This window comes from Endomicrobium proavitum, assembly GCF_001027545.1.
Taxonomy (GTDB): Bacteria; Elusimicrobiota; Endomicrobiia; order Endomicrobiales; family Endomicrobiaceae; genus Endomicrobium; species Endomicrobium proavitum.
The window spans coordinates 420,831-435,649 of the sequence record NZ_CP009498.1; the positions used below are offsets into that span (position 1 = coordinate 420,831).

Consider the following 14,819-nt stretch of genomic DNA (forward strand, 5'->3'; position numbering starts at 1 on the left):
TTTATAATTAAGATTTAATTTGCGCAGCAATTTGTTGCATTGCAATTTTAAACGCAATGGAATTAACTTTATACGAAGCCGTTTTGGAAGTAAATGATAGCAAAATCTTATAATTCCAAAAAAAAGCCGCATTCTTAATTTTTGTAAATAAGCTTTTCTTTTCCCGATTGTTTTTATCTGTTTGGGTAAGGGGGGGGGGTAACATTGAGATTAGTTAAAATTGAATTGTAATATTTACCTTTCTTATCGGCATAGTAACGGTTGCCTCCGTAAGAAAACACAAGAACATAATCATTGTCTAAAAATATGTCTTCCCACAGGTGGTGGCAGGGAATACTTGTGCCGGGATAAGTTGCTTCTATGCAAAATAAAAACGGACGATATTTTTTAAAGTCTAATCCTTCCAGAACGTTGCGCTCAAAACCTTCAACGTCAATTTTACAAAAATGAATTTCTTTGTCTTTGTTGATATGTCTGTCCAGAACGTCGGTAAGCGTTTGCACCGGGACGGTTATTTTTTTTAAAGAATCTTTATCTTTTTTATAGTTGTCGGCTATATCTTGCGAGCATGTTGTGCCGGCGCCGTCAATATAAAATTCCAGCTCGCCTTTTTTATCGGCAATTCCTATGTTTAAATTTATATCATTGGGTCTATCTTTAGATAATAATTCGTATTCTTCTTTTAAAGGCTCAATGTTTATTCCCGTCCATTGCATGTTGTAAAAGTGTTTGGTAACGCTGCCAAGTATAGGGGCATTTGCTCCTACGTCAACATAGAAGCCATTTTTAATTCCATGGAGAGCCGCGGATAAAATGATATCTTCAAGATCAACCGGACAAAATGTTATAAAATTTTCTCTGTTTTTTGAACTCATAAAAATATATCCTTTGTTTATATGTTAATATTTTTTAAATATAAAATTTTTTAATTTTGCGCGATAATTTTTCTTAAATAAAAATAACGGATTTCTTTTTATAAAATCAATATAATACGCGGCGTAATGTTTGAATTTGCTTTGTTTTGAAGGCGTTAAGGTTTCGTATTTAAAGTATAGATTTTTTAACGGATGTATGCATGTGGGCTGCCATGGTTTTGCGCCTGCAAAGTGCGCAACAATAGTTTTTGCAATTGTTTCCTGCGATGATGCAAAGCAGTGCCCTCCCGTCATATTGAATATATTATCTAAAAAATAAATTTTTTGCGTTATTAAAGAGTTTAAAATATCCTGCTCGCTAAATTCCAAACCTTCCATATTTTTTTCATTACAAACAAACTCTTTCCATTTATTGTTAAAACCAAATTCTTTTAATTTTTTTATGTTAAACATTATAACGTCGGCGTTAAAATATGTTTCCTTCCATTGCTTGTAACCATGCGAAATGTCGGCATCTTTAACGGCTGCAATATAATAGTTGTCTATGTTTGTGTCCCAAAGTTTTTGCACGTCGTCATTAAAAACTAAATCGCAGCCGAGCGTTATGGCTTTATCTATGTTTTCTGGAAGAAGGGCGGGGGTTAAAAGTCTGTATAAAGTAGCGGGGTTGCGCCCGTTTAACGGAATTTTTTCAAATTCAGGAGTATTTACGCCTATAAATGTGTAATCAAAATCTTGAATTTTTTTTAGCTTTAAAAAATTATTTTTGCTTTTTTCGGCGAGATTTCCCATAAAGAAAAAATGTATTTTATTTTCAGGAGAAGTCATTTTATGATTTGCCAAAATAGAAGCAACAGCGGTAGCGCAGTATTTTGAAAAACCGTCGCTTAAGCCGAACGCAATATTAATCATGAGAGCCTCTTAAGGTTTTTTTAAATTTTAACGGCAGTATCCATAAAGCCGTTAAAACTAACGACGCTATAAGACCTATAACTATACCTTGAGCGCCGTATTTTTTTGACATAAAATATTGCATTGCAAAATTTATAATTGTTTGAAACGGCATGTATATCCAAAATATTCTTAATGCGTTAAAACTTTGCAGCATGGACGAGAACGTGTCCGTCCAGCTTTTTACAAGCACGTAGGCGCCAAGCAAAAGTATCAGCGTTGTTGCCGGCGCAATATCAGTGTTAGGCGCTAAAAGCTGCACAATAAGTCCGGATGCAGACAATATGGCAACTGTTCCGGTTATTATAAAAAGCGTAACATAGGTAAGATATTTTTTCATCTGCGTTTTTAATTCATTATATTTCTTTTCCACATACATTTCGCTAAACATTGGCCATGAAGCTATGAGAAGCGATGAGTATATAAATGAAAAAAACATAAATACGCGCATAAATATACTGTATGTTATTATAGCTTCAGCCTGCAATGTTTGCGACATTACTATATAGTCTGCCTGAGCATAAGCCACGCCGATAACGGCTATGCCCTGAAATTTTGCAGATCTTATAATTAGAGATTTTATAGCGTCCGTATTTTTATGAAATATTTGCGTAAAGAACTTTTTAAATATTTTTATAAAAGGTATTAAAGTAAAAATAAGATTAGGCAGCGTAAAAATTATAAGCGCCGTTATTATGTCTTGGCGAACGGGAGAATATCTGTTGAGAAAAAATATCGCAGCCATTGAACATATTGCCGATATCGCCGGAATAATATTGGGAATATAACCTTTGTGCTCGGCAAAATAAACTCTGAAAACAAAATTTGATAGAACATTTACCAATGTTACTATGCCTACTATAAGCACTAACGGCATTGAACCTATGCCGTCAATACTTGAAAATTTTCTAAATAATATATCTTGAACGGGAAAAGCAAGAAAAATAATCAAGGCGGCTGCAACTATAAATAAAACTGCGGCTATTTGCAATGCGGCAAGCAGATATTTATCGTAAGATTCTTTTTTTGCACGGCATTCGGAAATAAAATTTTGCAGTGAAATTCCTACGCCGAAATCCGCAAGCACAAACCATGCGGTAAGCGAGTAGGCTATTATATAAGCCGCATAACGCTCTTCGCCAAGGTAAGACAAAAGGGTGCGTATGCTGATTATCTGCACTAAAGATACAATAATCTTGCTTGTCCACGCGCTTGCAGTAACAAGCAAGTGGCGAGGAATTTGTTTAAAGAAATTTTTAATTGTTGTTATCATTTTTAATAAACTGTTTTCTCTTGAAAGTTTTTCTGTATATAAAACGCGCAAATCTTAAAATAAAAGACGGCGTTATAATCAATGGTAAATCTTTAATCCAAAAATAAGGATAAAATTTATAGTATTTAAAACATAATGCAAAAACTTTTATTCTGTATTTTAGGTTTGCCGAGTCGCTTAATATTGCTATAAGTATATGATTGAAAACGTGATATTTTACTACGGAAGCATTTATTTGAAAATGCTCTTTTGAATGTTTTCCGAAGACAAATGCGGATATATCGTTGTATCCTACGATATCTAATTTTATTCTCGGGTAGTTTCCGTCTTGTAAAAAAGAATCGTTTGATGATCTGTAGCCTACAAGAGGGGTGGCAATTTTTAAAAGAGCGGCGCCTTTTTTAATGATTTCATAGTAAATATACGTAAGGCTGTATGCGCTGCCGATAAATCTTTTATATTTTGCAAATTCGTCCCAAAGATGTTTTTGAAATATAAAACCGCTTATGTAGCCAAACCATGCGCCGAGCTTTTTTATTATTTCCCCGGAGTTTGTATAAATTAAATCCGTTATATCCCTATTTTGCTTAACTGCCGCGCGCAGGGCGGGGTCAAACATAATTGTATTGACGGCAAAAATTCCGATATCTTTATATTTTTGTATGTATTTTAACGCAGTTGAAATTGCATCCGGAAGAAGAATATCGTCCGACGACATAAGCCATACATACTTACCGCGCGCTATTTCTTCGGCTTTTAAATAGTTGTTGTCTGCGCCCATATTTTTATTCCGGCGGAAATAAGTTATATAGGGGTGAATATTTTTAAAACTTTCAACAATTTCTTTTGTGTTATCTTCAGAAGCATTATCCGACACGCATATTTCAACTTCATCTTTTATGTTCGGCGTAATTTGGCGCGTAATACTTTCAAGCAAGTCTTTAATATAGTTTGCGCGGTTGTAAGTTGGAATGCATATTGAAAGTTTGTATTGCATATTTTATTTACCGCCTGCGGCAGAAATAATTTTTAATATACCCGCGCTGAAAGATGTTTTTGCTTTCCAATGAATATTTTTGTTTAAATGCAAATTTGCTTTTGCGTTCATTACCTCGCCGTTTCTGTAAGGGATTTTCCCAAAATTAAATTTTATTTTTGATTTTGAAATTTTTTTAATTATTTCACAAGCTTGTTTTATAGTTATTTGTTTGCCTGAACCTATTTCATATTTTGTAAACCCTGAATTTTTTTTATTTAAAATTTTAAGATACGCTTCTACGGCATCGTCAAGAAAGATAAAATCTCTTTTTTGTTCGCCTGAAGTCATATCTAAATATTTAACATTGCCGCTGCATTGTTTTATTATGTAAGGAATAAATTTTGTTTCTTCGCAGTCGCCGGCGCCGTAGAGGTGAAATATATTTGCGTCGGTAAAATTTATTTTACCGGTTTGGGCATAGTATTTGCCCCAAGATAAAAATTCTTGTTTTGTTTTTATGTAAGCGTAAAGCGGGTGATTAGCGTCCGTTATTTTTTGAAAAAACGAAGACGTGTTTATAAAGTGCGGAACTTTGTTTTTTGCGGCGTTATCTAAAAGCTCAAGCGGAAATAAGACGTTAGATTTGAAAATATCTGTAAGTTTCTCGTTTTTTTTGCCGTAGTTTGTGGCAACGTGTATTACCGCGTCTATATTTTTATTTTTCTTGAAAATTTCACAAACGTCCGTTTTGTCAACGTCTATGCTTTTTATTTTTTTAAGTAAATTTTTTATTTTTGAAACGTTTGAATGCGAACGTTTCAAAATTATAACGTTATGTTTTTTTTCAAGCAACGCCGCAAGTAGCGCGCTTCCTAAAAACCCCGTTGCGCCCGTAAGAATTATTTTCATTTTTTTGTTCCGTTTTTTCTGTTTTGAATTTTTATTTTATACAACTTAAACATTGTAAATATATAAGAAAAAATAAATTTAATAAGATTTCTTTTTGACGCACCGTTTATTCTTTTGTGAAATGTCGTCGGAATTTCTTTTATTTTAGCGTTAAATTTGTCAACAAGAAGAATTATAATCTCTTCAACTATGTCAAAGTTTGAGCATGTAAGTTTTAAACTTTTAAGTTTTACGGCGTCGTAGATTCTAAAGCTGTTTGATATGTCTTTGGCGTTTATTTTAAAAGCGACGCGATATGTAATATTTAAAATGTAAGACATAAATTTTAAAATAAACAAATTTTGTGTTTGTCCGTTTTTTACGTAACGAGAAGCTATAACTAAATCGTAAGCGTGACGGGGGGGGGTAGTTATTGCGGCGTATAAATGCAATATGTCTTTGGGGGCGTGCGAGCCGTCTGCGTCCATCATTAGAAGATATTCGTTTTTTGCAGCTTTTATTCCCGTGCGCACGGCGTCGCCGTAAGTATCGCCGTTTTCTCTGTTGACGTAAATGCAACCGGAGTTTTGGCAAACTTGTTTTGAGTTATCGTTGTCTGTTAAAGGTCCCACGGCGATAATTTCATGCGTAATGCCCGCAAGAGTTAAATATTTTTTTATTTGGGGAAGAAGAGTTTTTAAATTTTCTTCTTCTTTATATGCGGGAATTACCACGGATATGCTCACTGTAGAGTCGCCTTTGAGAAATATTTTTTACGAAGTTCGTAAAAAGATACGATAACGGAATCTGCAAATAACATAAGAAACATAGCGATAAGAGATATTCTGCGCGCAAGACCGGTTATGCTATAGCCCGCTATTTCAGGAAATTGATACGGATTTAAAAGTAATATTACAAAAAGCAAAAATATTAAATTTTTTACGGTAAGTTTTTTTTCGTTAAAAAATAAAACTATCGGCATAAGAAACAATAAAGGATAATAAACTCCCGCAGTAGAACTTAGGTAGTAAGTAGTAAATAATAAAAGAAAAATCTTTTTCCATTTAATGTTTTGAAAATATGCCGTTATAAGCGATAGCAGCGCAAATATTTTAAACATAACGACTAAAAGTTTTACTATCAGTTGAGCTCCTGCGCCGAAAGAGTGTTGAGGATATATGAAAAAAGGATACGGTATCTGCGTTTTTGAAAAAGTTTTTATGTTGTCAATACATTTAAGAACATTGTCGGCAAATCCGTGTTCTTTGGTGGTAAAAAAAAGAAACGGCGTGAAAGCCGCAATAAAAAAATAAACCGCAATTCTAAATACGGCTTTATATTCTTTATCGTATATCAAAACAATTCCAAACAGCAGCGGATATATTTTAATAGCTCCAGCCAAGGCCAAAGAAATAAACGACAGTTCTTTTATAAATTTATTTTTGTTATCGTAGGATAAAAGAAAAAATACCGATAAAACAGTTGAGACTATGGCAAAATTTCCGGTTTGATACGCGCGTATATACGCCCACGAAACAAACAAAGAAGCTACCGTTAAAAACTTTACTGCTTTGCCTCCCTGTTTTAAATCGTAAAGCGTTATAAACAGCATTAAGCTGAAAAAAATTATAAATAAATTTACGGTTATAAGATATATGTCGGAGTATCGCGCGTCTATGCCGAGTTCTAAATAATTGGCGGTTTCGGCAAAAAAATAACAAATTACGTAAACTAAAGGAAGATAGTTTTTGGGAAATGTTTCTGGAGCCGGCTGTCTGTCGTTAAAATAAACATTTTTATCGGCGGCGTAATTTGCGGGATAATAAATATCGTGAAAGTAGCCGTCATTTTTGCTTAAATCGTAAAGCCCTAACGTTTCAACTTGCAAACCTGAAGGATTTTTTGCAAGAGAGAAAATAAAACACAAACATAAAACAAGCATAGCCGATATAAAGATATGCTCTAAACGTAAATTTTGTTTTATTTTATTTATAAGCATACTCATTATTTTATCACCTGTGTCTTTGTCCACTCTAACATTTGCTTGATGCCTTCTTTGTAATTTACTTCCGGTTTCCAGCCTATAAGCTTGCGCGCTTTTTTAATGTCTGCAATAAAAACTTTTTGGTCGCTTCCGCGCGGCGGGAGTTTTGTGTAATTTAGTTTTATATCTAAAATTTTTTCAAGATAGTCAAAAAGTTCAAGGAGCGATAAACTGTTTTCAAATCCTCCTCCTATGTTAAACGCGTTGCCTTTTGCTTTGTCAATATTTTTAATACAAGAAAAATATAAACTAACCATATCTTTTGCATGTAAAACGTCTCTAACCTGTTTGCCGTTTCCGGATATTGTGAACGGCTCTTTTAAAATATCTAATTTTGTTTCCACCGCTTTTTGGCAGAACCAGCCTATCCAACCTTGATCGGCGGTTGCAAACTGTCTTCCTCCATACATGGAGCTGTGACGGAAAACGGCGGTTTTTAATCCGAACATTCTTGACCAGTCAAGCATGTATTGGTCGGCTGACCCTTTAGAACAGCCGTAAGGGGAATGAAAATCAAGCGTTACATTTTCATCAAAACCTTCCGGTTTTTCATTGCAAACGTATCTTGTTTCTTGCTGCGAGTATGTATATTGTTCCAAATCTCCGTAAACTTTATTTGTTGAAGAATAAATTATATTTGATTGAGGCGAAAATTGTCTTACGGCTTCTAAAATATTAAATGTGCCAAGCGCGTTTGTTTCAAAATCTAACCGCGGGTTTGCGATAGAGGTTGTCATTGCCACTTGCCCGGCAAGATGAAAAATTGAATCCGGCTGAAACTCTTTTACGGCTTTTGCGACGGCGTCAAAATTTTTTGTATCCTCTTTAATAAATTGAAATTTGTTTTTAGTCTGTAACCACGCAAGATTTTCTTGAGAACCTTTTCTATGCAAATTATCAAAAACAAGAACGTCGTATTTTTGTTCTAAAGCGTGCGCGGCAAGATTGCTTCCTAAAAATCCGCAGCCGCCTGTAATTAGCAGTTTCATTTCTTATATTCCTCTGAAATAAGTTTTTTTATGCCGTCTGTAAAGTTATATTTTGGTTTCCAGCCTGCGGAGTTTAGAAACGCGGGGTTTGTTTTTAAGCTCATAGGTTCTCCGTCTTTGTACTCTATGGCGCCGAAGTTTAAATTTGTTTTTGATTTGGTTAATTCTTTTATTTTTAAAGCTGCGTTTTTAAGCGAAGTTTGCAAGCCATGCCCTATTTCTACTTCTAACGGAGCATTTTGTAAATGCAGTATTTTCATATATGCGGTTACTACGTCTTCAATATAAATAAAATCTCTTAATTGTTCTCCGCCGGAAAGGTTTATTGATTCTTTATTTTCAACGCAAGCTTCTATAAGAGTGGGAAGAAATTTGGTTTTGTCGTCAAAGGGACCGTAGATATAATCTAATATTGCATTGGTAAATTGTATGTCTTGGGAATAATACTCGCCCCACTTTGCAAACTGTTGTTTTGAGAGAACGTAATTATGCATCTGTCCTTTTTTTGCAAGAGGTAAAATAGTTCCGGTGTTTATGAAAGTTTTAACTTTATTTTTTACCGAAAGTTCAAGAAGTTCAAGAGGAAACGCCGTATTTGAATAAAATATTTGGGACGCAGTTTCGTTTTTTCTTCCATAGCATGTGGCGGTGTGTATTATAGCGTCTATATTTTTGTTTTCTTCAAAAATTGACGCAAGCGATGTTTTGTCTATGTCATATTGACGGACGGCGGAAAGTTCGTTTTTAATTTTTTGCGTGTTTGAAAAGGTTCGTTTTAGAATTATTATGTTGTGATTTTCGCGCAAAAGAACTTTTAAAATTTCGCTTCCTAAAAAGCCTGTGGCGCCGGTAAGAATTGTTTTCATTTTGAATTCTCACCTTTTAAAATATTGTCAATTGCGGCTGAAAGCGCGTATTGTGTTTTGTAACCCACTTCGTTTATGAGACGCAAGTTGTCGCCTACAATAAAAGGCGGCTGGTTTGACGGTTCGTTTAATATTTTAATTAAATCTTTGCGGTTGAATTTATCGGCTATTGTTAAAGCGTAGTCTGCAAGAGAAATGCCTTTTCCCGTGCATATATTTACTGCGCCTGAAACGCCGCTGTCTAAAAATTTCGCAAACGCAGCGCCGATATCTTTTGAATACATATAATCTTTTACTAAACTTCCGGCGTTTATTATAACTTCTTTATTTTCTTTAATACTTTTTATAATGTGAGCCGTAAGGCGTTTTTCATTTTCTTTATGACCGTAAACGTAAAAAATTCTGCCCCATCCGAAATTAATATTGTTTTGTTTGCAGTAAAGTTCTGAAAGTTCGCGCAAATAATTTTTACATTTTGCATAAACGGTTTCAGGGTTTAAATCGTCGGTTTCTTTAAGCGGGGAATTTTTAAATTTATATTCAAAACAAGTGCCTGAAAAAACGGCGCGTTTGCCGCCGTTAGCGGCAAAGTGTTTTAACAGCTCAAGTCCGGCTTTTAAAAAATCAAAGTTTATATTTGAGGAAAGATAATCTCCGACGGTAGCCCATGCGAAATTTAAAAGATATTCCGGTTTTACTTTTTCAAAAACGGATTTTATTTGCGCATAGTTAAAAATATTACACTCTATCCAATTTACGCCGTTGTCGGGATTATTTTTGTCTATATTGAGCGCGTAAATGTCAAAGCCTGATTTTTTAAGAGGCTCTATAACTTCTTTGCCTATAAGTCCGGTAGCGCCGGTAAGTATTACTTTTTTAGTTACCATATTTTCCACGGGGCTTTTCCGCTTGTCCATAGTTGTTCAAGCTGGTGCTTATCTCTTTGAGTGTCCATGCACTGCCAGAAGCCGTAGTGCTTGTATGCGGCAAGCTGATTGTGTTTTGCAAGTTTTTCAAGCGGGTCGCGTTCTAAAATTGTGGAATCATCTTTTAACAGTGAAAATATTTCCGGCTCTAAAACCATAAATCCGCCGTTAACCCAGCCGCCGTCTTCTTTTTTCTTTTCTTCAAAACTTTCTATAAGATTATTGTTGTTTATGTTTAAAACGCCGAAACGTCCGCCGGGTTGAATTGCCGTAAGCGTGGCTGTTTTTTTATTTATATTGTGAAACTCTACAAGCTTGTTTATGTCTAAATCGCAAACGCCGTCGCCGTAAGTCATAAGGAAACGCTCGCCTTCTAAATATTTTTCAACTCTTTTTATTCTTCCGCCGGTCATTGTGTTAAGACCCGTATCTACAAGAGTTACTTTCCACGGCTCTGCCGCGTTGTTGTGAATTGTAATTTTATTTTTTGCGGAAAAATCAAAAGTTACGTCGGAACGGTGCAGATAGTAGTTTGAAAAATATTCTTTTATGAGAAAACTTTTATAGCCGCAGCAAATAATAAAATCGTTAAATCCGAAATGAGAGTAGTATTTCATTATGTGCACAAGTATCGGAAACTCGCCTATCTCAATCATAGGTTTTGGTTTTAAGTAGCTTTCTTCGCTTATTCTTGTTCCGTAACCGCCGGCCAGAATTACCACTTTCATATTTAACCTCTTTGGCGTTTGTCTTTTGGATTTATGCTCTTTATTTGCCGTTGTATGAAAACTTCGTCGCGGCAAACCTTGCTTAAATCCAAAGTACTGCACGCTTATATTTATTGAAATAAAAAAATAACGCCTATAATAATATAAGCGTTATTTTATCAATTTATAATGATTTTTTAAAGAGTTTTACTTGTCTAATTCTATTAAAAGAGGAACTTCGCCGCAATCCGGAAACAGGTGGCAGTTTATGCACTCGCTCCAAATTTTGTGAGGGAGAATTTCTTTGGGTATAACTTTATATCCGAGCTTTATAAAAAATTCAGGTTTAAAACTTAAAGCAAAAACTTTATTTATGCCCAAGGCTTGCGCGTTTTTTTCAAGAGTGCGCACTATTTTTTTGCCTATGCCCTGCTTTGCGTATTGAGGGCTTACCGCCAATGCTTTGACTTCCGCAAGGTCTTCCCATGAAACGTGAAGCGCGCCGCAGCCTATTATGCCGTTTTCATTTTCTACGACGATATATTCCTGAATATTTTCATATATTGCGTTTAAAGACCTGTGAAGCATTTCTTTATTGTTTGCGTAAAATTCCACAAGTTTATGAATTGATTTAACGTCTAAAACTTTCGCTGAACGGATTTTCATATTGGGCTCCAAATAAAACATATTACCTGTTATTTTTTATTTATTATTTGTCTTTAATAAAATTGTACCCGGCTTGAACCGCTTTTTTATTTACGTCTATAAGCTTTGGTTTTGCGGCAAACGCTTTTTCTACGGCTTTAAAAACGCTGTTTATGTTTAAAATTTCGCTTTCAATTCTGCATTCGCGCGATGCGCAAAGTTCAAGAGCTTTTACTAACGCTCCGACGGCAACCATGTTTGCGGTTTTAACGTTTTGTATTTCTTTATCGGCAATATCGGTAACCGGAACAAAATAAGGACGCACTCTGTATTTTTTGTTTTCGCTTATTATTGACGAGTTGGCTATTATTACGGCGTCGTCGGTCATTCTTGGCATAAATTTATCAAGCGACGGTTCGTTAAGAGCTATTAAAGCGTTAGGGTTGAAAGCAAGCGGAGAACCTATTTCTTCGCTTGAAACTACAACCGTAGAATTTGCCGTTCCGCCGCGCATTTCTGCCCCGTAAGACGGAAACCACGTAGTGTGCAGCTTTTGTTCAAGCGCCGCTTGAGCAACCAGCGTTCCCGCAAGCAACACTCCCTGCCCGCCAAACCCGGCAACTATTATTTCATTTTTCATTATACTCTCCGAGTAGAAGTTAAGAAGTTTTGAAGCTTTGAAGTTTAGCTGTTACAACTATTATTTTAGTTTTAGGAGTTTTGTCCTAAGCGCGCTAATTCTTCTGGATAAAATGTTTATTTTGTTGTAAATTTCATCAATATTTTTAAGAAATTCTAATTCTTCGCAAATATTTAAAATTGCATTTACTTCATTTAAAGAAGATACTGATAAATTCAAAAAATGAGCAAAGTCCTTGGCGGAGTGTCGGCATTTTCCTTCAGCTATATTCAAAGCAACAGAAATAACAGCGCGCCGTAATTGAGATTTAATATTATAATCTTCTTCTTTTGGCAATGAAGCGGCTATTTTGTAAATACGTTTTATCAAGTCTACAGATTCTTTCCAAATTTCTAAATTTTTATACATAATATTTAATATTTTTTTACTAAATTTCCAAACTTCTAAGCCCTCTAAACTTCTATTTTATCCTTAACAACGCCCAGGGTGAAGCTTTTTATGAAAGTGTCTTCAACCCATTTAATTGAATCAAGAGGCGTCATGCCCCAATCTACGGGACAGTTGGAAATAACTTCTACAAGTGAAAAACCTTTGCCGTCAATTTGGCATTGGAACGCTTTTTTTATGGCTTTTTTTGCGTTGATAATATTTTTAGGATTATAAATTGAAACTCTTTCTAAATATGTTGTGCCTTCAAGCGTTGCAAGAAGTTCGCAAAGTTTTATAGGGTAACCTTCTCTCTTGGGGTCTCTTCCGAAAGGCGTGGTTTCCGTAACTTGACCTATAAGCGTTGTGGGCGCCATCTGTCCGCCGGTCATGCCGTAGTTGGCGTTGTTTACAAAAATTATCGTTATGTTTTCGCCTCGGTTTGCGGCGTGGATAGTTTCCGCCATTCCTATTGCGGCTATGTCTCCGTCGCCTTGATAAGTGAAAACAAATTTATCCGGATTAGTTCTTTTTATTCCCGTGGCTACCGCCGGAGGGCGTCCGTGAGGGGCTTCCGTTACGTCAAAATTAAAATAGTCGTAAGCAAAAACCGCGCAGCCTACAGGAGCTACCGCTATTGTTTTTTCGCGAACGCCAAGCTCGTCTATGCATTCGGCGACAAGGCGATGAATTATTCCGTGCCCGCATCCGGGGCAGTATGATAAAGAGGCTTCTTTAAGCGATTCGGGTTTTGACAGTATTTTATTCATAATATAACCTTCATTTTTTTGTTTTTGCTTTTGTCTTTACCAAGCTTTCAAACTTCTCAACTTCCAAGCTTCATTTTCTTTATTTTTTCTAAAATTTCTTTTTCGTTTACTATGCCGCCGCCCGCTTTGCCGAAAAATTCAACCTGCGTTTTTCCGTTTACCGCAAGACGGACGTCTTCAACCATCTGTCCGTGACTTAATTCTACGGTTAAAAATTTTGCTTTGGAATCTGCAAGTTTTGCAATGGCTTGCGAGGGGAAAGGCCATAAAGTTTGAGGTCTTAAAAGCCCTGCCTTTACGCCTTCTTTTCTTGCAAGTTTTACCGCGGATTTTGCAATTCTTGACGATATTCCGTAAGCTACTACTACAACTTCCGCATCTCCTGTTTCGTAAGACTCGCAGCGAACTTCATTTTTTGAAATTTCAGCGTATTTTTTTTGCAGCTTTATATTATGATTTTCCAACGCGCCGTCTTTCATTAAAAGCGATTGCACCGAACGCGGCTCTCTTTGCGCGCATCCCGTAAGCGCCCAGCTTTTTTCGCCGAATTCTTTTTTATCGGGTCTGTTAAATTCTACGGGTTCCATCATTTGCCCTACTATTCCGTCGGAAAGAATCATTACGGGTATTCTGTATTTTTCGGCTAAATCAAAAGCGTCGTAAGCGGTTTCATACATTTCCTGCGCGCTGTTGGGGGCAAAAACCACTAATTTATAATCGCCGTGGCCGCCGCCTTTTACCGCCTGAAAATAATCAGCCTGAGAACCTGAAATATTTCCAAGTCCCGGTCCGCCTCTTTGAACGTTTACAATTAACGCAGGCAACTCCATACCCGCCATATAAGAAATTGCTTCTTGCTTTAAAGAAATTCCGGGAGACGATGACGATGTCATTGCTCTTTTACCGGTTACAACCGCGCCCATAACCATATTTGCCGACGCTATTTCAGATTCGCCCTGAATAAAAACTCTTCCGAGTTCAACCATTTTTCTTGAAAGGTATGCCGGGATTTCATTTTGGGGGGTAATAGGATAACCGAAATAAGCGTGAAGTCCTGCGGCAATGGCGCCTTCGCACAAAGCTATGTTTCCCTTAATAAGTTTCTTTGACATTATTTGTAAACCTCTATGCATACGTCGGGACAAACAAGATAACAAAATCCGCAGCCTATGCACGCGTCTTGTTTTTCAAACGTTGCCCAATGATAGCCCGCTTTATTGAACTCTTTTGAAAAAGCCAAACACTGCTTAGGACATGCGTTTATGCAAAGCGAGCACCCTTTGCATTTTTCGTTGTTTATTTCTACTTTTGGCATAATTTACCTTATATATATGTATTTGAATGAGGGTATTCTATGATTTTTAACGCTTTAAGTCAACTTGCGCTTAATCAATAAATATAGTATAATCCTGACAACTTATTTATATAGGTGATGGGCGGATGGCGGAACTGGCAGACGCACAGGACTTAAAATCCTGAGGCTCGCAAGAGCCGTGAGGGTTCAATTCCCTCTCCGCCCATTTTTCTTTTTGCTTCGTCTTTTGAGTTTATACTGCGTCAGAGCCTCGCTCATTTACGTTTAAGTAAACTTTACTCGGCTCTTCCTTGTCTAAACTCAAAATACTTCGCAAAAATTTGTTGGATCTTTTGAGTTTATACTGCGTCAGAGCTTCGCTCATTTACATTTGAGTAAACTTTACTCGGCTCTTCCTTGTCTAAACTTAAAATACTTCGCAAAAATTTGTTGGATCTTTTGAGTTTATACTGCGTCAGAGCCTCGCTCATTTACGTTTAAGTAAACTTTACTCGGCTCTTCCTTGTCTAAACTCAAAATACTTCG

The 14,819-nt window shown here is 36.1% G+C and carries 17 protein-coding genes and 1 tRNA gene; 1 reads left to right on the plus strand and 17 read right to left on the minus strand.

All coding sequences use genetic code 11. The annotated features are described in order from the left end of the window. Positions 1 to 173: 173 nt before the first annotated feature. The 17 genes from Epro_RS01670 to Epro_RS01750 all read right to left on the minus strand — a co-directional run bounded on the left by Epro_RS01670 (position 174) and on the right by Epro_RS01750 (position 14,294). On the minus strand, positions 174 to 875 hold the full coding sequence (locus Epro_RS01670; protein WP_052569982.1) for an FkbM family methyltransferase: 702 nt from the start codon (positions 873 to 875) through the stop codon (positions 174 to 176). 24 nt (positions 876 to 899) lie between these two features. Continuing rightward, positions 900 to 1,787, minus strand: coding sequence for a glycosyltransferase family 8 protein (locus Epro_RS01675; RefSeq protein ID WP_052569984.1), 888 nt, complete (start codon positions 1,785 to 1,787; stop codon positions 900 to 902). Further along, positions 1,780 to 3,099, minus strand: coding sequence for an MATE family efflux transporter (locus Epro_RS01680; RefSeq protein WP_144412025.1), 1,320 nt, complete (start codon positions 3,097 to 3,099; stop codon positions 1,780 to 1,782). The genes Epro_RS01675 and Epro_RS01680 overlap by 8 nt, the downstream gene beginning before the upstream one ends. Next, the gene (locus tag Epro_RS01685) at positions 3,083 to 4,096 is read right to left on the minus strand and encodes a glycosyltransferase family 2 protein (protein WP_052569988.1); all 1,014 of its coding nucleotides are present in this window, start codon (positions 4,094 to 4,096) and stop codon (positions 3,083 to 3,085) included. The genes Epro_RS01680 and Epro_RS01685 overlap by 17 nt, the downstream gene beginning before the upstream one ends. A 3-nt stretch (positions 4,097 to 4,099) precedes the next feature. Then, entirely contained in the window at positions 4,100 to 4,987 is an 888-nt protein-coding gene (locus Epro_RS01690) for an SDR family oxidoreductase (protein WP_052569989.1), read from the minus strand. Further along, on the minus strand, positions 4,984 to 5,712 hold the full coding sequence (locus Epro_RS01695) for a glycosyltransferase family 2 protein (RefSeq protein ID WP_052569990.1): 729 nt from the start codon (positions 5,710 to 5,712) through the stop codon (positions 4,984 to 4,986). Before Epro_RS01695 ends, Epro_RS01690 begins: the two co-directional genes overlap by 4 nt. After that, positions 5,709 to 6,971 (minus strand): glycosyltransferase 87 family protein, encoded by a 1,263-nt coding sequence (locus Epro_RS01700; protein ID WP_052569992.1) that lies wholly within the window; start codon positions 6,969 to 6,971, stop codon positions 5,709 to 5,711. Before Epro_RS01700 ends, Epro_RS01695 begins: the two co-directional genes overlap by 4 nt. Then, positions 6,971 to 7,999, minus strand: coding sequence for an NAD-dependent epimerase/dehydratase family protein (locus tag Epro_RS01705; protein WP_052569994.1), 1,029 nt, complete (start codon positions 7,997 to 7,999; stop codon positions 6,971 to 6,973). The genes Epro_RS01700 and Epro_RS01705 overlap by 1 nt, the downstream gene beginning before the upstream one ends. Further along, positions 7,996 to 8,865, minus strand: coding sequence for an SDR family oxidoreductase (locus tag Epro_RS01710; RefSeq protein ID WP_052569996.1), 870 nt, complete (start codon positions 8,863 to 8,865; stop codon positions 7,996 to 7,998). The genes Epro_RS01705 and Epro_RS01710 overlap by 4 nt, the downstream gene beginning before the upstream one ends. Next, positions 8,862 to 9,752: an NAD-dependent epimerase/dehydratase family protein gene (locus tag Epro_RS01715; protein WP_158408980.1), complete on the minus strand. Its 891-nt coding sequence runs from the start codon at positions 9,750 to 9,752 to the stop codon at positions 8,862 to 8,864. The genes Epro_RS01710 and Epro_RS01715 overlap by 4 nt, the downstream gene beginning before the upstream one ends. Continuing rightward, the gene (gene rfbF, locus Epro_RS01720; protein WP_052569999.1) at positions 9,746 to 10,519 is read right to left on the minus strand and encodes a glucose-1-phosphate cytidylyltransferase; all 774 of its coding nucleotides are present in this window, start codon (positions 10,517 to 10,519) and stop codon (positions 9,746 to 9,748) included. The genes Epro_RS01715 and rfbF overlap by 7 nt, the downstream gene beginning before the upstream one ends. 186 nt (positions 10,520 to 10,705) lie before the next feature. Continuing rightward, complete coding sequence (locus Epro_RS01725) at positions 10,706 to 11,164, minus strand: N-acetyltransferase (RefSeq protein WP_052570001.1); 459 nt, start codon at positions 11,162 to 11,164, stop codon at positions 10,706 to 10,708. Between the two features lie 43 nt (positions 11,165 to 11,207). After that, the gene (locus Epro_RS01730) at positions 11,208 to 11,783 is read right to left on the minus strand and encodes a 2-oxoacid:acceptor oxidoreductase family protein (protein ID WP_052570003.1); all 576 of its coding nucleotides are present in this window, start codon (positions 11,781 to 11,783) and stop codon (positions 11,208 to 11,210) included. Positions 11,784 to 11,843: 60 nt separating this feature from the next. Next, the gene (locus Epro_RS01735; protein WP_052570005.1) at positions 11,844 to 12,191 is read right to left on the minus strand and encodes a four helix bundle protein; all 348 of its coding nucleotides are present in this window, start codon (positions 12,189 to 12,191) and stop codon (positions 11,844 to 11,846) included. Positions 12,192 to 12,235: 44 nt separating this feature from the next. Beyond that, complete coding sequence (locus tag Epro_RS01740; protein WP_052570007.1) at positions 12,236 to 12,979, minus strand: thiamine pyrophosphate-dependent enzyme; 744 nt, start codon at positions 12,977 to 12,979, stop codon at positions 12,236 to 12,238. Between the two features lie 56 nt (positions 12,980 to 13,035). After that, positions 13,036 to 14,091 carry a 3-methyl-2-oxobutanoate dehydrogenase subunit VorB gene (locus Epro_RS01745; protein WP_052570009.1) on the minus strand — a complete coding sequence of 352 codons (1,056 nt, stop codon included), beginning with the start codon at positions 14,089 to 14,091 and terminating at the stop codon, positions 13,036 to 13,038. Next, positions 14,091 to 14,294: a 4Fe-4S dicluster domain-containing protein gene (locus Epro_RS01750; protein ID WP_052570012.1), complete on the minus strand. Its 204-nt coding sequence runs from the start codon at positions 14,292 to 14,294 to the stop codon at positions 14,091 to 14,093. Before Epro_RS01750 ends, Epro_RS01745 begins: the two co-directional genes overlap by 1 nt. Positions 14,295 to 14,413: 119 nt before the next feature. Between Epro_RS01750 and Epro_RS01755 the strand changes: the two genes are divergently transcribed. Then, a tRNA-Leu gene (locus Epro_RS01755) sits at positions 14,414 to 14,499 on the plus strand. Positions 14,500 to 14,819 lie beyond the last annotated feature (320 nt).